The sequence below is a fragment of the Peterkaempfera bronchialis genome (assembly GCF_003258605.2).
GTDB classification, from domain to species: Bacteria; Actinomycetota; Actinomycetes; order Streptomycetales; family Streptomycetaceae; genus Peterkaempfera; species Peterkaempfera bronchialis.
Genome location: NZ_CP031264.1, coordinates 3340366 through 3360395, shown reverse-complemented (window position 1 = coordinate 3360395; position 20030 = coordinate 3340366). Strand labels below are relative to the sequence as shown.

Below are 20030 nucleotides of genomic sequence, written 5' to 3'. Positions count from 1 at the left end.
ACGCCGAGCGGATCAGCCCTGCATGGCCATCCGGTAGGCGGCTTGGTAGCCGTCCGCCATCCGGCGGATCGAGAACTCCGAGGCCACGTGCGCGCGACAGCTGGCGCGGTCGATCGTCGGCAGGCGGCGGATCGAGTCGGCTATCTCCTGGGCGTTCTCGGCGAGGAAGCCGGTGAGGCCGTCCCGGATGAGTTCGGGGGCGGCTCCGGTGCGCAGGGAGATCACAGGCGTGCCGCAGGCCATCGACTCGATCGGCACAAGACCGAACGGCTCCGGGATGAGCGAGGTCATCAGTGTGGCTGCGGCGCCGGCAAGGAGTGCGGTCTTCCGCCGGAAGTCGAGCTCACCCAGGAAGGACACCTGGTCGCCATCCACATGCGGCTGGACCTGCTGCTCGAAGTACGCCCGGTCGCCGGGCTTGATCCGGCCGGCGATCTTCAGTCGCAGTCCCGCACGGCGCGCCGCCTCGATGGCGACGTGGACGCCCTTCTCGGGTCGGATCCGGCCGAGGAACACCAGGTACGGCCACGAGTCGGCCGCTTCGGTGCCGAAGGGGAAGGCTTCCACGTCGATGCCGTGGTGGACCGTGCCGAGGTAGTTGAGTTCCGGCAGGTGGGAGCGTTGGTCGCCGCTGATCGCCACATAGCGCTCGGCGGCGAACCGGCGGAAGAGCGGCGCGTTGTCCTCGTTGAAGAAGCAGTGCACGGTGTGGACCACCGGGGTGCGCAGTCCCTGGAGCGTCGGGATCGCCAGACACCCGGTGTTGGAGTGGACGTGCGAGTGGATGACGTCGAACTCGGAGGCGCGGTCGCGGACCTCCTGGAGCTGGAGCATGCGGTAGACCTCGGGCTCGCGGACGCTCGGGTCCGCGTGCAGAGCCGTCGTACCGATGCTGTGGAGGTTGCCGGCCACCTTGGAGTCGCCAGAGGCGAAGACGGTGACGTCGTGCCCGTCGAGGACCTGGGCCGCGGTGAGGTCCGCGACCAGCGACTCGACGGCCCCGTAGCCACGGGGAGGGACGCTCTCCCATAAGGGGGCCACATGTGCGATGCGCATCCGTTCAAGCTCCTCTCGATACGGCGGCCCGCCGTTGCAGCGGGCCGCCTGCGGCAGTTCGGAACGAGGGGCGTAGCCCGGAACGGCCGGTCATTCGGCCATCGGCGAGGTTCGCTCGGCTTCAGGCACGGGTGTAAGCGCCGAGCTCGGGCACCTCGGTGAGGAAGCTGCGCACCTCCTCCGCGCAGCGGCGGATCTCCGTCTCGTGGGAGTCGTGGGCGAACAGGGTGAGGTAGCGCGCGATGTTGGACTCGTAGATCCGCGGGTTGATGCCGTGAGCGGCCATGGTGTCCGGCCATAGCGGGAGCATCCACACGTGGAAGTGCGGGCGGTCGAGCTTCTCCTCCTGGTACATCTGCACCGCCGCCAGGCCCAGCCGCTCACGCATGGCTCGCCGGACGAAGTGCGTGACCCACCCGAGCCGTTCCACCAGCGGCAGCTCCATCTCGTCGAGAGCGCCGATGTGCGGACGGACACCGACGACCATGAAGCCCGGCACCGCCCACTCCGCGTCCTGCCTGACGGTGATGACGCCGTCGTCGTACACGGGGGCGAGGATGTCGGGTAGCTCTCGTTCCGCGAGGTTCATGAAGCAGCCCCGGCAGGTGTCCTCGTGGACGAGACGGCTGGGGCCGCCCAAGAAGTCGAGGTATCGGTGGCCGGACGGCGGGTCCGGCAGGCTGGGCTTCACCACGGACTCGGGCACGGGGTCTCCATTCGAATCGGCTGATTGTGGGTTATTAGGGGTGTTTCGGACGCGCACAGGCACGTCGCTGACCCAGCGGCGGAGCCTTGAAGGCAGCGTCGAGTGCGCGCGGGCGTCAGGACCAAGCTCTACGGCGGGGCGCTACACGCGGGGTCGTCGGGTTAGCCAGCGCTGTCGCGGCTGTCGACCCAGAGCCGTCGACCACGCAGAATGAGTGCCGGGCAGATGAGGTGACGTCGACTCAGCAGGGGCAGGAGGGTGACACGATGAACCGCGAGCGCCATGCGGACTCCGGTGCCGTACAGCTCCAGTTCGTAGCCACCGCCGTCGTCGATCGCCTTGATCACAGAGGGAAGGACGGTGTGGTCGCCCAGCCACCTCCGTAGCTCTGCATCCGTGCTTCGACTCAGTGCTTGGCTGACGCCGGCAGCGGCTCGCCGCAGGTGCTTGTACGCGGCCTCCGCGTTCGGTAGTACCTCCCAGTCGAAGAGCTGGGCCAGCTCGGTGCCATGCACGTCGAAGTACGAGGTACACCGGTAGAGCACGCCTGGGCGGGTCATGCCGAGGCCTCCAGGCTGCGCGACAGGCAGGGTGGGTGCCGACGTCATGCGGCGCTCTCCTCCTCGTAGGGCCTTGATGCCTCGGGGCCGAGCCGGAACCAGACCTGCTTGCCTGTTCTGCACGGCTTGGTGCCGAACTCATCCGCCATGGCCGCGAGCAGGAACAGCCCTCGTCCGCCGACTTCGTCGTCGGCCGGCTCTCGGATCACCGGAAGGGTCACGTCGCAGTCGCTGACCCCGACGAAGACGCCGGTGTCCGTCTCCGACAGGAGGAGCTCGCAGTCACCGCGGGTATGTTTGTAGACGTTGGTCAGCAACTCCGTGACGCCGGGCTCGGCGATGAAGCTCAACTCGGCTTTGCGCCATAGCCGCAGGTGCGCGCGGACGATCTCGCGTACCGGTTCCATGTGCTCGGGTCGGATGAGGGGGAGGCCCATGCAGTACCACCTCGTCTCGGTCGGCCTCGCGACTTCGGGCGGGTCGCTCGGCTCCCCGGCGTTGAGGCAGCCATCCGGAGGACCGAGTGACGTTACATCAGTTGCTGTGCTCTCGGTCCTCATGGCTGAGTACTCCTCAAGCGGTGCAGATCACTTCGGGCAACCAGGTAACCGCTGTTGAGTAATCGGGAGTAATGTCGGTGGGGGTGTCGAAGGGTGTCACTTCCGCTACCGATCGTGCTGGGGGCCACGGCGATGAAACCGGTGAACACCAAACTCGAGCAGTTGCTGGAGCAGTCCGGCATCAGCCGAGGCGAGTTGAGCAGGCGAGTTCGTGCGAAGGCGAAGGAGTGGGGCCAGGCCCACATCGCGCCGGACACGACGAGCGTCCGTCGCTGGCTGGGAGGCGAGATCCCACGCCAGCCGGTGCCGGACATCCTGGCCGACGTGTTCTCCGCCGAACTCGGCTACCGGGTCACCACCTACGATCTCGGCCTCGCCGACGCCCCGTCCGCCGATCGCTCACTGGTGTACAACTCCTCGTACGCGGCTACCGTGGAAGCCGTCACCAAGCTGGGGAGAGCTGACGTGGACCGTCGCAAGTTCCTGGCCATGGCCCCGTTCGCCGCTGTCGCCGGCGTCGGGCCCTCGCGTGACTGGCTGTTGAGCACGCTGGATCAATCCCCGACTCCTGGACCGCAGGTACGGCTGGAAGACGTGACGGCTGTCCGGAACATGTTCGGCGCCTTCCAGCAGATGGACATCTTCCAGGGCGGCGGCTCAGGCCGACTGGCGCTCGCCCAGTACATGAACGCCCACGTCTACCCCCTGCTCCGTCGGACCTACACCGAGCAGGTTCGGCGGGCACTGTGCGAGGCCGCCGCCGAGCAGACCTACCTTCTCGGATGGATGGCCTACGATAACGGCGAACATGGCACCGCCCAGCGTTACCTGATCCAATCCCTCCGCCTCGCCGAGGAATCGCACAACCCCGCGCTCGGCGGCCACGTGCTGGCTGGCATGGCCGACCAGGCCACCCTCCTCGGCCACCCTGACGAGGGCCGCCGACTCGCCCAGGCCGGTCGAGCCGGACTCTCCGGGGTCTCCTCGCCCGCATGCCTGGCCGATCTCTGGGCGCTGGAGGCTCGGGCCCTGGCCAAGCTCGGCGACAAGGTCGGCGCCGCTCAGGCGATCATCCGCTCCGAGGACGCCTTCGAGCGGGTCCAGCCGGACCAGGAGCCCGAGTGGGCGAAGTTCATCGACGCCGCCTACCTCCACGGCGAGCACGCCAACACCTTCCGTGACCTCGACCAGCCCGACCACGCGGCCGAGCACGCCCGCCTCTCCATCGACCACGCCCGGCAGCAGAAGCGTGCGCGGCGCGGCGCGATGTCCCAGGCCGCACTGGCCGTCTCGCACCTGCAGCGCAATGACCTTGAAGCCGCGCACGCTGCCGGTGTGCGGACTCTCTCGCTCACCAAGCAGGTGCAGTCCTCCCGCGCCATCGAAGCTGTCCAGGACCTCCAGCGCCGCATGGAGCCGTTCGGCGGTCACCGTCTCGTGGTCGACTTCGCCGAACGGGCGCGGGAACTCACTGCTGCGGCCTGATCGCTCTCACCAGCGCAGCATTTGCTACTGGTGCGGGAGCCCGCCGCGTAGGCGGGCTCCTGTGGGGGTTCTGTGGCGGTCATTGTGGTCAGCGGCGGCGACGGCTCCGTGCACCTTTGGGACTCGCGCACGGTTCGGCATCTCAGCCGGTTCGTGAACCTCGGAGGGTGGGCGCGTTCGATCGCCGTCGATGCCCCGGGCGCCCACCTCGTGGCGTCGTCGCTCAGCTCGACGGCGCCGGGACGCCGTGGCGCACCAACGGTCGGCGCGCCGTCATCCGGGTCGACCTCCGTCGGTAGTCGAAGCGCCGCCTGTGTGCCCTGCTGTCCTCGGTCGTCCGGGCATGACGCGACAGGCGTCGGAGGTGAACAGCGGCGGGTGCGGCGTGGACCTCAGTCCAGGTTCCAGGTCGTTCCGGCGAGGAGGCCGTCGAAGGCGAGGGCTCTCATGGCGGTGTCGAAGTCGTCCCATTCGTGCTCGGGTTCGACGTAGTGCCGGTCGAAGTCGGCCCGGGTGAGATCGGGCTCGCGCCATTCGTGGGCGCAGCGGCACCGGACGAAGATCTGGTCGTGGTCGGCGAGGAGGAGCCAGTCGCGGCGGGCGCCGCAGCCGGTGCAGGTGATGGTGATGCCGCGCGGGTTGAGCTCGGCGGGGTATGGGACAGCGCGGATGACGGCACGCGCGGGTTCGGGGGCGGGGTTGTAGAAGTCGTGGTCGTAGTCGGTCATGCGGTCCCTTCGGGGTGGCAGCGGGGCAGCAAGGGACCATACGACGTGCGCTGCCGGAATGGATCCCTCCCCGCGAGACGGACATCGAATCGACACCGTCACCTTGCTGCAGGGTAGTTGTGGCGCTCCGGCCACGCCGGATTTCCTCTCGGCGGTCTGCTTCGTTGGCTGGGTCCTGCCTTCGGCGGCGGTTGACGGGTGACGTCCGTGCTGGGCGGGATTGGTAGGTGGGGGCCGGGGGGCGGACGCTCCGCACCCGCCCACCAGGTTGGTCAGCGCGTCCGGCGCACCTGGTCGGGGGCGACCGGCGTCGGCGGTGTGATGACCGGGGTAGCCGGTGCGCCGGTGGTGCGGCTGGTCGTGCGGGCGCGGGCTGCCCTGGTGCGCAGTTCGTCGGGGGTTGCGGCCGGTGCGGGGGTAGGGAGGTTGGCGTCGCGGCGGATCCGCCAGGTGAGGACGGCGGCGGGTGAGTCGGCGGTGGCGAGTTCGCGGCGCCCGGCAGCATTGTTGAGCAGGGTGGTCGGGTCGTGGCCGGCGGCCTCGGCCTGGGCGAGGGTGGCGGCGAGGGCTGCCCAGTTCTCCTCGGCGAGGAGCCGGGTGGCCTGGTCGGCGGGCAGCGTGCGGCGGACGGCGTCGGCCTGCCGGTCGTGGTCGGGCTTCGGGAGGAGTCGGCCTTCGAGGTGAGGTGGGCGATCGGCTTGGCCGCGTGCCGGGTGTAGGCGGCGCGAAGGTGGTCGGCCGCCGTGCGGGCGGCGTCGGCCTGGTGACGGTGGCCTTGGGAGGCGTGCCACTTGGCGATCACGATGGCGAGCAGAACGAGGCTGGTCAGCATTGTGGCGGCGGCCGTGCCGTCCTTGCCCCGGCCGGTGGAGGGCCCGGCGTGGAGGAGTTCGCTGGCGGCGGAGCGCATCGCGCGCAGGTCGGCACCGGCGGCGCGGGTGTGGGCGGTGCGGGTGTATTCCAGTGCCCGTGCGGCCTGGTGGAGTTCCTTCCTGCTGAGGGTCGTGCTGGTGGCGGCGAGCGTGTCGAGCACTTCGAGGCCGCCCCGGATCACAGCCTCCGCGCGGGCGGCGTCCTGGTCGTCGTCGAAGGCCAGGTAGGCGCGTTCGATGGTGGTGCTGGCCCGGTGGCGGCTGTCAGCGGGCCAGGTTCGGGGGTCGGGCGTGGGGAAGGCGGGTTCGTCGACGCCGAGGGCGAAGCGTGCCTGGATTTTCGGCTGGGTGAGGTCGGAGGCGAGCTTGCTGCCGGAGAACCAGATCGGTCCGCTCTCGTCGCCGGTGGGGAGGGCGAACTTGTAGCCGGTCACGTCGCCGGAGGGCGCGCGGCGCACGGCGAGGAGCACGCCCTTCGCGGTGAGTCGGGCGGTGAACTCCTCCTCGTCCGCGGCCCGGCCAGGGCCTGGCGTACGGCGGTGCGCAGGCGGTCGCGGTCGGTGCCCTCCTGGCCGAGGCGCTGGGCCTTGTACAGCTCCTTGCCCTTGGCGCGCCTGGGGATCGCATCCCGGTACTCGCGGGTGCGGGTCTCGGAGAGGTCGCGCAGCCCGTACTGACTCTCGATCTTGGTGAGTTCGGTCTCGACGCGGTACTGGTCGCCGCGCAGGCGGGCCTGCGTGAGGTCCGCCCGGACGACGGTCGCGAGGATGTGGATGTGGATGTGGTTGTCGGCGTGGCGCACGGCGATCCAGCGGCAGCCGTTCGGGTCGCCGTCCGGTGCGATGCCGGCGGCGGCCACAATCCGGCGGGCGATGGTGCCCCACTTCTCGTCGCTGAGGATGCGGTCGGTCGGGTCCGCGCGAACGGGCCGGTGGTAGACGTGCTGGGTGACCGGCTTGCCGTAGCGGACGACGTGCAGGTCGAGCGCGTCGCGGAGCTGAACCAGGGTGGCATCTGGGTCGCGTGGGTCGCGGCTGGGGTCGGGGGCGAAGCCGCCCCAGGACGCGACGATGTGCGGGTCGGTGTGCTCGTTGGCCTTGCCGGGACCGCAGAGGTACTTGAGCGCGCCGTGCGTCTTGGACCCGCGTATGGGCTTGCTGATCATCGGCGCTTCGCCTTCGCCAGGTGCATGGCCGACGCGTCGACCTCCGCGACGGCTGCCCGGACCTCGGCGACCAGGGCCAGGGCCCTGTCGAGGACGGCCCCCGCCGGGCCCGGCTCGATGCCGGCGCCTACGTTGAGCCGGTAGGCGATCTGGTTGGCGTTGTTGCCGACCGGCGCCAGCTGGCCGCGTGCCGCGTCGAGTGCCGTGATGGCCCGCTCCAGACGCTCGTCACGGGTGGTGATGCCGACGAAGTCCTCGGCCAGCGCTTTGCGCTCCAGGTAAGCGGCAACGTTCAGTTCGGCTGCGGCGGCCAGCTGCTCGATGCGCGTCTTCGTCTCTTCAGTGCAGCGGAAACCGACCTCCGTCGTCAGGGGATTCTCGGGATCGCGGCGGCGACGCTTCACGGTGCGCTGCTTGCGGCTGGCGGCGGTCGCGGAAGGACTGACGACGACGGTGAGCGGCAACACGTCGGCGATGGGATCGGACGGCGAGCTGGCGGGCTTCTCCTCCTTCGCCACGCCCTCGCGGTGAAGCTCCGGTGCTGCCGCCCTCGGCAGCACCGGCTCGTCCACGCCCTCCTGGGCGGGGACGTCCGCGTGCGTGGCCCCGTAGGGGCCTCGTACGCACTCGCTTGCTCCGCTTCGGGTGGAGGTGTGGTCAACTCCGTTGCGGTCCATGAAGCTTACGGGACCTCCGGGCTGGTCGTTGAGGGTCTGGCGGGTGGTGTTCACGGGTGGGCTCCCCGGTGGTGGCGTGCGGTGCGGGGTCATGGTGGTGCTGGGGGTGGGTAGTTTCCGGGCGGGTGCCGGTTTGGTCGCGCTGGACTTCGCGGGATGGGCGGCGCGTCGAGCAGAACCTTCCGGACGTGGACCAGCGCGCGGAACGGCAGTCCCCGGCGCGGGCGAGTTCTGCCGGGTGCGGGGACCGGTGGGTAGTGGACTTCTGCCGACTGCGGCTGCGAGTCGGCAGAAGGCGGTGTCCGGCCGACCTGTGCAGGTCGGCCGGACACGCGGGCGGTCAGTCGGCCTCAGGGTCCTGACGACCCTGCTCGCCGTCCCACGCGAGGCGGAGCTGTTTCATCAGCTCCGTGAAGCGGGTACTGCCGAGCGGGAGGCCAGCCTCCCGAACGGCCTGCTCGACGATCGCGCGGGTGAGTCGGCCATGGGCGATGGCGGCCTGGAGGCCGACCTCCACCAGCCTCTCCATGGGCGCCCCCGGCGGGCGGCCGATCGGCTTGTCCTGCGCGGTGGCGCCGGGGTTCCCGGCACGGGTTTCGTCGGACGGCTCGGCGGGTTCGGTCGGCTCGTCGGCCGGGGCGTCCCCGGTGCCGATGGGCTGGTCAGCAGCTTCTGCCGACTGGGGACCGGGGAGTGCGCCGCTCCACTCGTCGGGCAGAAGGCCAGCGGCGGACAATAGCGTTAACAGCGCGTTGTCGTCGCTGCGGTCCTCCGCCTGTTCCGGCCGGGGGTCGGCGTCGTGGTCGGATGCCACCGCATCGGCGGAAGGCGCAGGACTCGGTGACGCGCTCTGCCCACCGTGGCGGGCGACGAGGATGTAGAGGTGGACGGCGCCGGCGAGGGCGAGCGGGGCGAGGGTGGACAGGACGCCGACGACGGTGTTGCTGAGCCTGAGCCCGCTTCCGCCAGCAGGAAGCTGGTTGAGGCGAATGGCGTGCAGGGCGTTCGCCCAGACGCTGGTGGCGGTGGCCCCGGCGAAAAGGGTCCAAACGTAGGCGCGGGCGGGCCAGCGGGCGGCGCGCAGCACGAGCAGGGCGCGCACGCCGTAGGCGATGAAGCCGTCGATGGTGATCGGGAACAGGTAGGTCAGCGGTCCTCGGACGTGGGTCGCGGCGGCCATCTGTCGCAGGGCGTCGTAGGACAGGACGAAGCCGAGGACGCCGAGCAGAGCGACAGCGAGCCGGTCGTAGATCGTGGCCCGGACGGGAGGCGTGTGGGCAGGGGGTATCGCGATGGTGGTCACGTGTGGTGCTCCAGGGGTGGCCTGGCCGCGCGCAGGCAGGGCGAAGCGGCGAGGCGACGGCGGGTGAAGGTGTGCGGAGGACGCTCCCCGGCTGGACTCGCGCGACGGTGAGGGTGCGCGGGCAGCGGTGTCAGGGGCGGTCCTGGTGGCCGGTCAGGCGGCGGTTCTCCGGCGGCGGTCGGCGCCCGTGAGGATGGCGCGCTCGCACATCTCCGCGAGGCGGGAGGCGGTTCGGTCGCCGAGGGCGGACTTGATCTCGCCGAGGGGCAGGTTGGTGGTGAAGAGCGTCGGGAGCATGTACTCGTAGCGGTGGTTGACCAGCCGCAGGGTCAGCTCCTCCGTCCACTCGGACGCCTTGGCGGCGCCGAGGTCGTCGAGGAACAGCAGCGGGCAGGTCATCAGCTCGCGCATCTCCCGCTCGGTGTCGACACCTTGGCGGGGTCGCTGGGCGGCGTACAGCTCGGTGGCGGTGATCTTCGCCCACCGCAGCCGTACACCGGCCTCGAGCAGGCTGCGGATCGCGCCGTACGCCTGGTGGGTCTTGCCGGAGCCGGTGGGTCCGGCGATCAGGAGCGAGGGGCCCTGGGCGATGCCGGGGGTGCCGCCGGGGCCGGGTCGGCAGGCCCGGGTGACCTGCTGGACCCAGGTGGCGACGTCGGGATGGTCGGCTTCGGCGAGGCGGTAGCGGGGCGGGATGCGGCGATCGGCGATCTCCAGCGCGGTGGGCAGCGGCTCGGTGTCCGCGAGCGGCTGGTCGGGGTCAATGCCCCGCTTGGCCAGGACCTGCTGGCACCGCAGGAGGGCTCCCGAGGCGGGCTGGGGGTCACGGTCGGCGGCACGGCGGGCGCCGGGCAGGCTGGTCACAGGTCCCCCTCGTAGTAGGCGCGGGCGTCGGCCGGGTTGGTGAACGGCTGGTGGGGCGAGCGGGCGGCGGTGTGCCCGGCGCGTGCGGTGTGGGCGGGCCGGGCATTGATCGCCTGGTGGACCATGCTCGGCAGCAGACTGGGGCTCAGCGCCTTCTCGCCCCACAGGGCCAGCCCGGCCCGGACGTGGCCGGGGTGCGTGCCCGTGTCGAGCAGTTCCTTGATGACCTTGGCGAGGTGGCCCTTCACCTTGGCGGGCACCGGCGCGGGGCAGCTGGCGATGTACTCGGCCAGCAGGTTGCCCGCGTTCACCTGCGGCTCGGCCGCCTGTGTGCCGACGCGGACCGGCCGCTTCCCGTCAGCTGCTGCCGACGAGGGCGTGGAGCGTGAAGCTGCTCGGCTCGGAGGACGGCGGCGCGCTCGTCCGGCTGATCGCCGGCGAGGTCGGCGGCCACCAGGGCCCCGGCGTCACCCACACGCCGATCACCATGATCCATGTGTCGGTGAACCCCGGCGCCCAGATCACCCTGCCCTGGCGGTCCGACTTCAACGCCCTGGCCTACGGCCTGGCGGGCAGCGGCTCGGCCGGCGCCGAGCGGCGCCCGTTCCGGATGGGACAGGCCGTCCTCTTCGGGGACGGCGACTCGCTCACCATCCGTGCGGACGAGGTCCAGGACTCGCGCAGCGCCAACTTCGAGGTGGTCCTGCTCGGCGGCGAACCGATCCGGGAGCCGGTCGCCTGGTACGGCCCGTTCGTGATGAACAGCCACCACGAACTCCAGCAGGCCATGGAGGACTTCCAGGCCGGCCGCCTCGGCACCATCCCCACGTCCTGAGCGCCGACCGGGTGCGCCGGCGGTCCGGGCCCTGCCCCTGACCTCTGGGGCAGGGCCCGGTTCCCGCTCTCCGCGGCGTCGGCTGCTCAGCCGAGGTAGGGGTAGGTGCCGGCGAGGTAGTCGCCGAGCTGCCGGCGCATGCCTGGTGCTCCCCTCGGGTCAGGTGGGGCGGGCGTAGAGGGCTGTGGCGTCGTCGTGGGGCTTGCCGCGGGGCCAGCGTTGGCATTGGGGGTCGGAGGACTCCACGGCGCGGACCCGGGCGAGCAGTTCGGCTGGGCCGGAGTCTGCCAGCAGGGCCATCGCCTCTGCCCAGGTGCCCAGCCCGTAGCGCTGGACATAGCGGCTCGCTCCGTCGGACAGGGCGGCCACGCCGCGCAGTCCGGTGAGGGGGACGGTGCCCGTCTCGGCGTGCTCGGCCGCCCGGGGCAGGGCGGCGGCGACCCATGGGCCGCGCCCGCTGTTGCGGACCGCCCGCACCGCCAGCGCGTACTGCATGTGCAGCGCCGCCCGCTCCGGCGAGCCGGGCGCCGTCGCCCACACCTGCCGCCGCAGCGCCTCGCCCGCCGGGAAGGGCTGGTTGTCGCCCACCACCCGGGGCTCGCCGTCCTCCCGGTCGAGCACCAGCAGCGAGTCGCCCAGCACCGCGTACTCCAGGGCGGCGCCGCGCTGCCGGGCCGCCACCACCATGGCCGCCGGGGTGTTGGGATGGGACAGGTCGCAGCGGGCGCCGTGCAGGGCCGCCGTCTCGGCGATGGCGTCGGCCAGGCACTGCGCGGCCGTACGGTCCGCCCGGTCGGTCAGCCTGGCCAGCAGATGCACCCCCAACCGCCGGACGTACCACGCCGTACCGTGCCGGCAGCCGGACTCCAGACCCGCCGGTGAGCTCGACCCGTCGAGCAGCACCAGCGCCTCGGGCGTCGCCGCCGCGAAGTCCTCACTCTGCCGCCCCGGTTGCTGCGGTTCCCCCGCCAATTCCACGTGCACCCGGCCAGTGTGGCCGCCCCCGCGCCCTCACCGACAGGGGTGTGGCACACGCTCACCCGATCGCGTCCGGTCCGCTGCCCTCCGCCCGCCGGGCGCCGGCCCGGCTGGACCCGAACTCCGCCCAGACGACCGTGGCGTCGTCCGACACCTTGCCGCGCCGCCAGCGGCGGCGCTCCGGGTCGGCCGCCTCGGCCGCCCGCACCCGGCCGAGCAGTTCCGCCGGGCCGTCCGCCGCCAGCAGCCGCATCGCGTCGGACCAGTCGCCCAGCCCCAGCAGATCCACATAGCGGCCGGCGCCGTCGCTCATCGCCGCCACCGCGCGCAGCCCCGCCACCGCAGCGGAACCGGTCACCGCCTCGGCCGCCACCGCAGGGTCGGCGGCGGCCGTCCAGAAGCCGCCCGGCCGGTTGCGCAGCCCTTCGACGGCGGCGGCGTACCGCTCCCGGGCCGCAGCCCGCTCCGCCGACCCCTCCGGCAGCGCCGAGGCCGCCCGCCGCAGGTCCTGAGCCGCCCGCTCCACCCGGTCGTCGGTGATCGCCACCGGCCCGCGCGGGAAGTCCGGCCCGTCCAGCACCACCGTGCAGTCGGCCAGCACCAGGTACTCGAAGCGCCCGCCCGCCACCCGGCCGACCGCGACCGTGGCCTGCGGCGTCGCCGGGGCGGTCAGGTCGCAGCCGCCGCCGTGGGCCTTGGCCGTGCCGTCGATCGCCGCCGCCAGGCAGTCGGCGAGCGGGCGGCCGGGCGGGGCGGTCACCTCGTCCAGCAGCCGGGCCCCCAACTGCCGTACGTACCAGACCACCCCGTGGCGGCAGCCCGGGTCGCGCGGCCCGGGCGTCACCCCGTCCAGCACCACAAACGCCTCCGGCGCGACCAGCACGAAGTCCTCGTTGGGCCGCCCCGCCGTGCCGGCCTCGCTCGCCAACTCGATCCGCATGCGGCCCATCCTGCCTCGCCGCCGACCCTGCGCGCCGCCCCGCCTGCCGTCCCCGCCCGCCGCCCCGCCCGCCCGTCAGCTCTCCACGGCGGGGGCCCCGGCCGGGGCGGGTCGGCCGCCCGGGATCGACAGCGCGGCGACGACCGCGGCCAGCAGCAGCAGCGCAGCGGTGACCAGGAACGCCCGGTCATAGCCGTCGGTGAGCGCCTGGAGGGTGTCGAGGCTGCCGGAGTGGCGGGTGGCGGCGACGGCGACGGTGGAGAGGGCAGCCAGGCCGATGCTGCCGCCGCACTGCCGGCTCGCGTTCAGCAGCCCGCTGACCAGCCCGGCCTCATGGTGGTGCGCCCCGGTGGTGCCCATCGAGGTGTTGGCCACCATGCAGAGGCCGATGCCGACGCTGGCGATCACACACGGGGCCAGGAACCCGCCGACGAAGGTCGAGTCCACGCCGAGCTGTCCGAACAGGGCCATGCCGACGGCGCCCAGCAGCAGTCCGGTGGTGAGCACCGCCCGGTTGCCCAGCCGGGCGGCGAGCCGGGCGCTCCCCAGGCTGCCGACCACGGTCCCCGCGCAGAACGGCAGGAACGCGGCGCCGGCCGCGAGCGGGCCGTAGTGCAGCACCTGCTGGAGGAAGAGCGACGCGAAGTAGAAGCCGACCACCATCGCGGCGCCGATGAGCAGCGCGATCACATTGGAGATCCACACCGGGCGGGCCCGGAAGAGGCCCAGCCGCACAATGGGCTGGGCGCAGCGCCGCTCCCGGACCAGGAACGCGATGCCCAGCAGCACCGCGATCCCCAGGGTGGCCAGGGTGCGGGCCGAACCCCACGGGTGGTTGCCGGTCTCCACCGTCCCGTACACCAGGACGCTCATCGCCGCCGTGCCGAGCACCGCGCCGGTGACGTCCAGCCGCCCGGTGCGCTCCACCCGGTGGTCGCGGACCGAGCGCAGTGCCAGGGGGAGCACCACCGCGATGATCGGGACGTTGACGAAGAGCACCCAGCGCCAGTCGAGCAGTTCGGTCAGCAGCCCGCCGAGCAGGACGCCGAGGGCGCTGCCGGAGGCGGCCACCATGGCCCAGATGCCGACCGCCCTGGCCCGGGCGGGTCCTTCGGGGAAGGTCACCATGATGACCGTCAGGCTGATCGGGGCGAGCACCGCCGCCGCCAGGCCCTGCCCGGCGCGGGCCGCGATCAGCTGCCCTGGGTCCTGGGCGAAGCCGCCGAGCACCGAGGCGACGGCGAACAGCACCAGACCGGCGACCATCGCGCGGCGGTGGCCCACCAGGTCGGCGATCCGGCCGCCGAGCAGCAGCAGGCCGCCGAAGACCAGGATGTAGGCGTTGATCACCCAGGGCAGGGCGCTGGAGGAGAAGTCCAGGGCCTGGCTGATCGACGGCAGGGCGACATTCACCACGGCGGCGTCGAGCACCACCAGCAGCTGGCAGAGGGAGGCGGTGGCCAGGATCACCCCCCGGCGCGGGGGCGGCTGCTCGGCCGGTACGGGCGCGGCGGCGGCGGTCCGGCCCGGGGCGGGGTGTGCGGCGTTGTTCAAGGCGGCCTCCCGATGCGTACATAGTTCGCGTTAGGTATGCCTAACTTAACCGCGCGGAGAGGGGGCTCGGCAAGGGGGTTCTGAGACCATGGGGTCATGTTCGAGCGCACGGGACCCGTCGAGCCCGGCCGAGGCCGCCTGCGCGGCCGCCCCCGGCCCGGCCTCACCACCGGCGGCGTCGTCGCCGCCGGGCGGCGGGTGATCGAACGGGACGGCCTGGACGCCCTCACCATGCGCGCCGTCGCCGCCGAACTCGGCACCGCGCCGACCTCGCTCTACCGCCATGTCACCGACCGCGATGCCCTGCTGCTGGCGATCCTGGAGCAGATCGCCGCCGGACTGCCCGTGGAGGTGCCCGGCGGCACCCCCCGCGCGCGGCTGCTCCGGCGCCTCCTGGACGCCCACGCCTATATGGCCGACCACGTCTGGGTGCTGCACATCCTGATCCGGGGCGAGATGGTCGCCGAGCGGGCGCTCGCCTTCAACGACGCCTGCCTTGCCGACTTCCTGGCCGCCGGACTGGCCCCCCGGTCGGCCCTGGCCGCCTTCCGTACCTGCTGGCAACTGGTGCTGGGCGAACTGTTCGACCAGCACCCCCTGGCGCCGCCCCGCGAGCCCAACCAGCGCCAGCGGGCCTTCGCCTCCGCCGACCCGGTACGGCTCCCCGCCCTCGCCCGCTGCGTGCCGCATATCCCCGACGCCGCCACCCGGCACGACGAGTTCACCCGCAACCTCGGGGCCCTGCTGACCTCCCTCCTCGCCACTTCTGAAGCCGACCCCGAAGCCACCTCCGAAGCCGACCCCGAAGCCACCCCCGCGGACGGCGCCGAAGCAGGCCCCGCCGTGCCGTGACCGGGCGGGCGAAGGCAGCCGCCCCCACGCGGGAGACGGGGGTTCTCCCGGATGGGGGCGGCGGGTGCCAGCGCAGGCGGCGGCTCAGTCCTGGTGGATGAACTCCTGGACCAGCTGGACGAATTCGGCGGGCTTCTCGAAGACGACCACATGGCCGCTGTCGAGCTCGGCGTAGCTGCTGCCCTCGATCCCGGCGTGCAGCTCGCGGACGAGCTCGACCGGGATGGTGGCGTCCTGGGTGCACCCGATCACCAGGGTCGGGGCCTGGATCTTCGGCAGCAGCTCGCGGATGTCGACGCGCAGATTGAGGTCGATGTGGCGGAGGGCGCCCTCGGTGGGCTGGTTGCCCTTGATGATGCCCTCGACCTGCTCGCTGCCCAGGGTGTTGAGGAAGGTCCGGCTGAAGGCGGTGAGCGTGCCGAAGCGGCCGAAGGCGTCCGCGTCGCCCTTGGTGCCGCGCCAGGTGGTCATGTGGTTGCGCAGGTACTCGTCGTGCGGGTGGGACCAGCCGGCCGTCAGCACCAGTCGGCGGACCAGGTCGGGGCGGGTGGCCGCGACGGTGGCCGCGACCACGGAGCCGAGCGAGAAGCCGACCAGGTCGACCGGCCCGTTGCCGGCCTCCTCGATCACACCGGCGATCTGCTCGGCGAGCAGCTCGGCGGTCAGCTCACCGCCGTCGTCCTGGGTCTCGCCGCAGCCCGCGAAGTCCGGAAGGATCACGGTACGGCGGTCGGTGAAGTGCTCGACCAGGTGGCCCCAGGTGCCCTCGGAACCGAAGCCGGTGCCATGCACAAAGACCAGGCCCGGGCCGGAGCCGTCCTCGCGGTAGTGCACGCGGGCGTTGCCAGCAGAGACGGTAGGCATGTGGATGTGCTCCTTCATGGGGATGTGCCGGTGCGATCTGGTGTCGTTCTTCATTGAACCCAGCGGCCGGACGGTACGGCCCGTAGCGGCCGATAACCTGTCAAGTCGTCTACCGACCACCAGAGTTGTGCTGATAAGAGGTCAGGAGTGCGCGGCGAGGACGGGCTCTTCGGCGGCGGCGGCCTCGGCCTGCTTCGGGGTGCGCGCGAAGTTGAGCGCCACCAGGATCAGCAGCACGATGCCCGCGGTGGCGACCAGGACGGCGGTGCGCAGCCCGTGGGTGGTGGCGATCCGCAGCGCCTCGCCGGTGCGGCCGCTGGTGCCGGCGTTGGCGATGGCGACCAGGACGGCCAGGCCGACCGCGCTGCCGACCTGCTGGCCGGTGGAGACGATGCCGGAGGCGATGCCCTGGTCGTAGGGGGCGACGCCGGTGGAGGCGGCGGCGAACATGGTGGTGAAGATGACGCCCTGGCAGACGCTGAGCACGATCAGGCCGGGGAGCAGCGCGGCGTACGAGCCCTCGGGCGACATGGAGAGCGCCATGGCGGCGGTGCCGGCCGCGCCCAGGACGAAGCTGCCGATCAGGGTGGAGCGGATGCCGAACCGGGTGGCCAGCCGACCGCCGAGCATGGAGCCGAGGAAGCCGCAGGCCATCGGGATCAGGAAGGCCACGCCGGTGCCCAGGGCGCTGTAGCCGTGCACATTCTGGAAGTAGACGGTCAGGAAGTAGAGCAGGGTGCCGAAGGTCGCCATGAAGAGGAAGGTGGTGACCACGCCGGTGCCCAGATTGCGGTTCCGGAAGAGCCGGAGCGGCATCAGCGGGTCGCTGCTGCGGGACTCGATCACCAGGAAGGCGGCCACCAGGGCGAGGCCGGCGACGGCGCTGGTGAGGATGAGCGGCGAGGTCCAGCCGGAGGCCGGGGCCTGGACCAGGGTGAAGACCACCAGGGTCGCGCCCAGGGTGGCGGTCAGCGCGCCCGGCAGGTCGAAGGCGCGGCCCTGGCCGCGAGGGCCGTCCGGGGCGATCAGCGAGAAGGCGAGGATCGCGGCGCCGCCGGCCAGCGGGACATTGACGAAGAAGACCGCTTCCCAGCCGAATGCCTGGGTCAGCACGCCGCCGAGCAGCGAGCCGATGACCATGCCGCTGGCGCCGGCGGCCGCCCAGACGGAGAGCGCCCGGTTGCGTTCGCGGCCCTCCGCGAAGCTGGTGACGACCAGCGCCAGGGTGGCGGGGAAGAGGAAGGCGCCGCCGAGGCCCTGGAGGGCGCGCGCCGCGATCAGCAGGCCGGAGGCGGTGGCCAGGCCGCCGATCAGCGAGGAGGCCGCGTACAGCAGCAGGCCCAGGACGAACATCCGGCGGCGGCCGAAGAGGTCGGAGGCCCGGCCGCCGAAGAGCAGGAAGCCGCCGAATGCGACCGCGTAGGCGCTGACCACCCACTGGAGGTTCTGCGCGGAGAAGCCGAGGCCGCTGCCGATCTCGGGGAGCGCCACATAGACGATGTTGTAGTCGATGGAGACGATCAGTTGGGCGAACGCCAGCAGGGCCAGGGTCAGGCCCGAGCGGCGCTGCCGGGACGCCTGGTCGGCGCCTGCGGCTGACGGAGACATGGGATGCCTTTCGATGGTGAGGGGCGGACGGGTGTCACAGGTCGGTGCGCAGGACGATCCGTTTGCCGTTCAACTCGCCCTGTTCCAGGCGGTGGTGGGTCTCCGCCGCAGCGCCGAGCGGGAGCTGCCGCAGGGACCGCGGGCGGAGCAGCTTCGCGGCCAGCAGCCGGTTGACGGTGGTGGCGGCCTCGGCGAGTTCGGCGGCGGTGGCGTGCGAGATGGCGAACCCGGTGATCGAGCCGTCCTTCATATAGAGCTGCCCGGCGGGCAGCACCGGGCGTGACCTGGCCCCGGCCAGCAGCACGATGCGGCCGCGCGGGGCGAGGAGGGCCACGGCGGTGCCGAGGTCGTTCCGCCCTGAGGTGTCGAGGTGGACATCGACGCCGTCGGGGCAGAGGTCTCTGATCCGCCGGTCCGGCTCGGGGTCGCGGTAGTCGACGACCTCCGCCGCCCCCAGGGAGCGGCAGTACTCGGCGTCCTGGGCGCTCGCCGTGGCGATCACGCGTGCCCCGGCCTGGGCGGCCAGCACCACCAGCGCACTGCCGACGTTGCCGGCGGCGCCGCCGACCAGGACGTTGTCGCCGGCGCGCACCCGGCCGTGGGTGACCAGGGCGAGATAGGCGGTGGCGGCGGGGTGCACCACAGCGACCGCCTCGGCCTCGTCCACCCCCGGCGGCAGGTGGTACAGCCGGTCCGCCGGGACCACGGCCCGTTCGGCTGCGGCGCCCTGCCGGCCGCCGTGGCCGAGGCTGTTGCACCAGACCCGGTCGCCGACGGAGAAGCCCGGGGCGCCGGGGCCGGCCGCCGCGACCCGGCCGACCAGATCGCGGCCGATCACAAAGGGGAAGGGGACCGGGGTCCGGAATACGCCCGAGCGGACGAAGGTGTCCACCGGGTTGACCGAGACCGCGGTGACGTCCACCAGGACGTCGGTCGGACCCGGAGCCGGTGAGGGCACCTGGCCGTAGCGGATGTTCTGCGGTGGACCCAGCTGCTCGATGAAGGCTGCGCGCATGACCACAGATCCTCCTGGAGGAAGCGGGGCTCGCGGCCCGGTCGGCTCATCGTTCGTCAACTCCCCTGGGCCCGAAGGGCTTTCGGCGTGGGCCGACCTGACATAGATGCTACACCGGCCAGTGCAGTTAGTCGACTGCACCGTGTAGTTTACTCATCGCCGGGACAGCACCCACCAAACCCGGACACCTCAGGCACCCCACCCGCAAGGACGGTTTCCCGTGGCCACTGACCAACTTCTCGCCGACCCGGTCGGCACCGCCGACACAGCGCCGCCGAAGCGTTCCTTCACCCATCGGCTGCCCTCGCTGACCGGCCTGCGGTTCCCGGCCGCACTGGCGGTGTTCCTCTACCACGCCGCCCTGCCGATCCCCTCGCTGCGGCTGCTCGCCGACGACGGCGCCGAGACGGGCTTCACCAGGCTCGCCGGCCAGGCGGGCGGGCTCGGGGTCACCTTCTTCTTCGTCCTCAGCGGCTTCGTCCTCGCCTGGTCGGCGAGAAAGGGCGACACCGCGACGCACTTCTGGCGGCGGAGATTCGTCAAGATCTACCCGAACTACGTGATCGCCTGGGTCCTGGCGATGGTGGTCTTCGCTGGCGCCTACACCCCGATGCGCACCGCGCTCGCCAACCTGCTGATGGTCCAGTCGTGGATACCCGACTTCAACACCTACTTCAGCGTGGACCCGCCGAGCTGGTCGCTCGGTGCGGAGGCCGTCTTCTACCTGGCCTTCCCGCTGCTGTACGGCGCCTGCCGGCGCATCCGCCCGCAGCACCTGAAGTACTGGATCGGCGGAGTGGTCGCCGGCATCGTCGCCACCCCGCTCGCCGCCTACGCACTGCTGCCCGACACCCCCGGCATCCCCGGCGGTGACGCCAGCTCGGTGGTGCAGTACTGGTTCGCCTATGTGCTGCCGCCGGTCCGCATGATGGACTTCGCCCTCGGCATCCTGGCCGCCCTCGCGGTGCGGAACGGCCGCTGGCGCAACATCGGCATGGTCTGGTCGAGCCTGCTGCTGGTCGCCGGCTACGCCCTCACCCGCTATGTGCCGTACCTCTACGGCCAGCGTGCCGCCACCATCGTCCCGGTCGTGCTGCTGATCGCCGCCGCCGCCCTCGCGGACAACGAGAACCGGTTCACCCTCTTCCGCAACCGGGCGATGACCTGGCTCGGCGAGATCTCCTTCGCCTTCTACTTGCTGCACTTCATCGTGCTGGCCTACCTCCGCGAGCTGTTGGGCGCCAGGATGTTCTCCGTTCCCGCCACCATCGGTCTGCTGATCGGCGCGGCCGCCGTCAGCGTGCTGCTCTCCTGGGCGTTGTACGCCCTGGTCGAGGCACCGATCACGCGGCGCTTCTCCAAGCCGCGCCGCCGCAGCCGACTCGGCTGAACCCCGGCACACCTCACG

The 20030-nt window shown here is 72.0% G+C and carries 20 protein-coding genes and 1 pseudogene; 4 read left to right on the top strand and 17 right to left on the bottom strand.

Going from position 1 to position 20030, the window contains the following annotated elements; genetic code table 11:
* Window positions 1–12: 12 nt before the first annotated feature.
* The 4 genes from C7M71_RS14885 to C7M71_RS14870 all read right to left on the bottom strand — a co-directional run bounded on the left by C7M71_RS14885 (window position 13) and on the right by C7M71_RS14870 (window position 2882).
* Complete coding sequence (locus C7M71_RS14885) at window positions 13–1056, bottom strand: glycosyltransferase family 4 protein (RefSeq protein ID WP_111488708.1); 1044 nt, start codon at window positions 1054–1056, stop codon at window positions 13–15.
* Between the two features lie 121 nt (window positions 1057–1177).
* Window positions 1178–1762 carry a hypothetical protein gene (locus C7M71_RS14880; RefSeq protein WP_111488710.1) on the bottom strand — a complete coding sequence of 195 codons (585 nt, stop codon included), beginning with the start codon at window positions 1760–1762 and terminating at the stop codon, window positions 1178–1180.
* Between the two features lie 161 nt (window positions 1763–1923).
* A complete protein-coding gene (locus C7M71_RS14875; protein ID WP_111488712.1) occupies window positions 1924–2370 on the bottom strand; it encodes a hypothetical protein in 447 nt (148 codons plus the stop codon).
* Window positions 2367–2882 carry an ATP-binding protein gene (locus C7M71_RS14870; protein ID WP_111488714.1) on the bottom strand — a complete coding sequence of 172 codons (516 nt, stop codon included), beginning with the start codon at window positions 2880–2882 and terminating at the stop codon, window positions 2367–2369. The genes C7M71_RS14875 and C7M71_RS14870 overlap by 4 nt, the downstream gene beginning before the upstream one ends.
* Before the next feature lie 132 nt (window positions 2883–3014).
* Between C7M71_RS14870 and C7M71_RS14865 the strand changes: the two genes are divergently transcribed.
* Window positions 3015–4367: a transcriptional regulator gene (locus C7M71_RS14865; protein ID WP_111488780.1), complete on the top strand. Its 1353-nt coding sequence runs from the start codon at window positions 3015–3017 to the stop codon at window positions 4365–4367.
* A 392-nt stretch (window positions 4368–4759) separates the two neighbouring features.
* Here the strand turns inward: C7M71_RS14865 and C7M71_RS14860 are convergent, their stop codons facing one another.
* From C7M71_RS14860 to C7M71_RS14835, 7 genes are all read right to left on the bottom strand, one after another.
* The gene (locus C7M71_RS14860; RefSeq protein WP_111488716.1) at window positions 4760–5095 is read right to left on the bottom strand and encodes a hypothetical protein; all 336 of its coding nucleotides are present in this window, start codon (window positions 5093–5095) and stop codon (window positions 4760–4762) included.
* A 272-nt stretch (window positions 5096–5367) separates the two neighbouring features.
* Complete coding sequence (locus C7M71_RS31785) at window positions 5368–5886, bottom strand: hypothetical protein (protein WP_229758733.1); 519 nt, start codon at window positions 5884–5886, stop codon at window positions 5368–5370.
* A 511-nt stretch (window positions 5887–6397) separates the two neighbouring features.
* Window positions 6398–7132 (bottom strand): relaxase/mobilization nuclease domain-containing protein, encoded by a 735-nt coding sequence (locus C7M71_RS31780; RefSeq protein WP_229758732.1) that lies wholly within the window; start codon window positions 7130–7132, stop codon window positions 6398–6400.
* Entirely contained in the window at window positions 7129–7704 is a 576-nt protein-coding gene (locus C7M71_RS14850) for a plasmid mobilization protein (protein WP_114914374.1), read from the bottom strand. The genes C7M71_RS31780 and C7M71_RS14850 overlap by 4 nt, the downstream gene beginning before the upstream one ends.
* Window positions 7705–8149: 445 nt before the next feature.
* Window positions 8150–9112, bottom strand: a complete 963-nt coding sequence (locus C7M71_RS14845) for a DUF2637 domain-containing protein (RefSeq protein ID WP_229758731.1) — start codon at window positions 9110–9112, stop codon at window positions 8150–8152.
* A gap of 153 nt (window positions 9113–9265) precedes the next feature.
* Window positions 9266–9967, bottom strand: a complete 702-nt coding sequence (locus tag C7M71_RS14840; RefSeq protein ID WP_407675983.1) for an ATP-binding protein — start codon at window positions 9965–9967, stop codon at window positions 9266–9268.
* Between the two features lie 5 nt (window positions 9968–9972).
* Window positions 9973–10287: a hypothetical protein gene (locus C7M71_RS14835; RefSeq protein WP_111488722.1), complete on the bottom strand. Its 315-nt coding sequence runs from the start codon at window positions 10285–10287 to the stop codon at window positions 9973–9975.
* Window positions 10288–10358: 71 nt separating this feature from the next.
* On the opposite strand from C7M71_RS14835, the pseudogene C7M71_RS14830 reads away from it, so the two are divergent.
* Window positions 10359–10811 (top strand): annotated as a pseudogene (locus C7M71_RS14830) (pirin family protein); the annotation flags it as partial.
* 159 nt (window positions 10812–10970) lie between these two features.
* Here C7M71_RS14830 and C7M71_RS14825 read toward each other — a convergent pair.
* From C7M71_RS14825 to C7M71_RS14815, 3 genes are all read right to left on the bottom strand, one after another.
* Window positions 10971–11795: a protein phosphatase 2C domain-containing protein gene (locus tag C7M71_RS14825; RefSeq protein ID WP_111488724.1), complete on the bottom strand. Its 825-nt coding sequence runs from the start codon at window positions 11793–11795 to the stop codon at window positions 10971–10973.
* A gap of 52 nt (window positions 11796–11847) precedes the next feature.
* Complete coding sequence (locus tag C7M71_RS14820; protein WP_111488726.1) at window positions 11848–12729, bottom strand: hypothetical protein; 882 nt, start codon at window positions 12727–12729, stop codon at window positions 11848–11850.
* A 75-nt stretch (window positions 12730–12804) separates the two neighbouring features.
* Complete coding sequence (locus C7M71_RS14815) at window positions 12805–14283, bottom strand: MFS transporter (RefSeq protein ID WP_111488728.1); 1479 nt, start codon at window positions 14281–14283, stop codon at window positions 12805–12807.
* A gap of 96 nt (window positions 14284–14379) precedes the next feature.
* Between C7M71_RS14815 and C7M71_RS14810 the strand changes: the two genes are divergently transcribed.
* A complete protein-coding gene (locus C7M71_RS14810; protein WP_111488730.1) occupies window positions 14380–15135 on the top strand; it encodes a TetR/AcrR family transcriptional regulator in 756 nt (251 codons plus the stop codon).
* 84 nt (window positions 15136–15219) lie between these two features.
* On the opposite strand, the gene C7M71_RS14805 is transcribed toward C7M71_RS14810, so the two are convergent.
* The 3 genes from C7M71_RS14805 to C7M71_RS14795 form a co-directional block, all read right to left on the bottom strand.
* Window positions 15220–15999 carry an alpha/beta fold hydrolase gene (locus tag C7M71_RS14805; RefSeq protein WP_111488732.1) on the bottom strand — a complete coding sequence of 260 codons (780 nt, stop codon included), beginning with the start codon at window positions 15997–15999 and terminating at the stop codon, window positions 15220–15222.
* Window positions 16000–16140: 141 nt separating this feature from the next.
* Complete coding sequence (locus C7M71_RS14800) at window positions 16141–17607, bottom strand: MFS transporter (protein WP_111488734.1); 1467 nt, start codon at window positions 17605–17607, stop codon at window positions 16141–16143.
* Window positions 17608–17641: 34 nt separating this feature from the next.
* Complete coding sequence (locus C7M71_RS14795) at window positions 17642–18622, bottom strand: NADPH:quinone reductase (RefSeq protein WP_111488784.1); 981 nt, start codon at window positions 18620–18622, stop codon at window positions 17642–17644.
* Between the two features lie 220 nt (window positions 18623–18842).
* Between C7M71_RS14795 and C7M71_RS14790 the strand changes: the two genes are divergently transcribed.
* Complete coding sequence (locus C7M71_RS14790; protein WP_111488736.1) at window positions 18843–20012, top strand: acyltransferase family protein; 1170 nt, start codon at window positions 18843–18845, stop codon at window positions 20010–20012.
* Window positions 20013–20030 lie beyond the last annotated feature (18 nt).

Coding starts and splice junctions, on each gene's coding strand:
- C7M71_RS14885 (WP_111488708.1), bottom strand. CDS start 1,056: ATGCGCATCGCACATGTGGCCCCCTTATGGGAGAGCGTCCCTCCCCGT.
- C7M71_RS14875 (WP_111488712.1), bottom strand. CDS start 2,370: ATGACGTCGGCACCCACCCTGCCTGTCGCGCAGCCTGGAGGCCTCGGC.
- C7M71_RS14870 (WP_111488714.1), bottom strand. CDS start 2,882: ATGAGGACCGAGAGCACAGCAACTGATGTAACGTCACTCGGTCCTCCG.
- C7M71_RS14865 (WP_111488780.1), top strand. CDS start 3,015: ATGAAACCGGTGAACACCAAACTCGAGCAGTTGCTGGAGCAGTCCGGC.
- C7M71_RS14860 (WP_111488716.1), bottom strand. CDS start 5,095: ATGACCGACTACGACCACGACTTCTACAACCCCGCCCCCGAACCCGCG.
- C7M71_RS31780 (WP_229758732.1), bottom strand. CDS start 7,132: ATGATCAGCAAGCCCATACGCGGGTCCAAGACGCACGGCGCGCTCAAG.
- C7M71_RS14820 (WP_111488726.1), bottom strand. CDS start 12,729: ATGCGGATCGAGTTGGCGAGCGAGGCCGGCACGGCGGGGCGGCCCAAC.
- C7M71_RS14810 (WP_111488730.1), top strand. CDS start 14,380: ATGTTCGAGCGCACGGGACCCGTCGAGCCCGGCCGAGGCCGCCTGCGC.
- C7M71_RS14805 (WP_111488732.1), bottom strand. CDS start 15,999: ATGCCTACCGTCTCTGCTGGCAACGCCCGCGTGCACTACCGCGAGGAC.
- C7M71_RS14800 (WP_111488734.1), bottom strand. CDS start 17,607: ATGTCTCCGTCAGCCGCAGGCGCCGACCAGGCGTCCCGGCAGCGCCGC.
- C7M71_RS14795 (WP_111488784.1), bottom strand. CDS start 18,622: ATGCGCGCAGCCTTCATCGAGCAGCTGGGTCCACCGCAGAACATCCGC.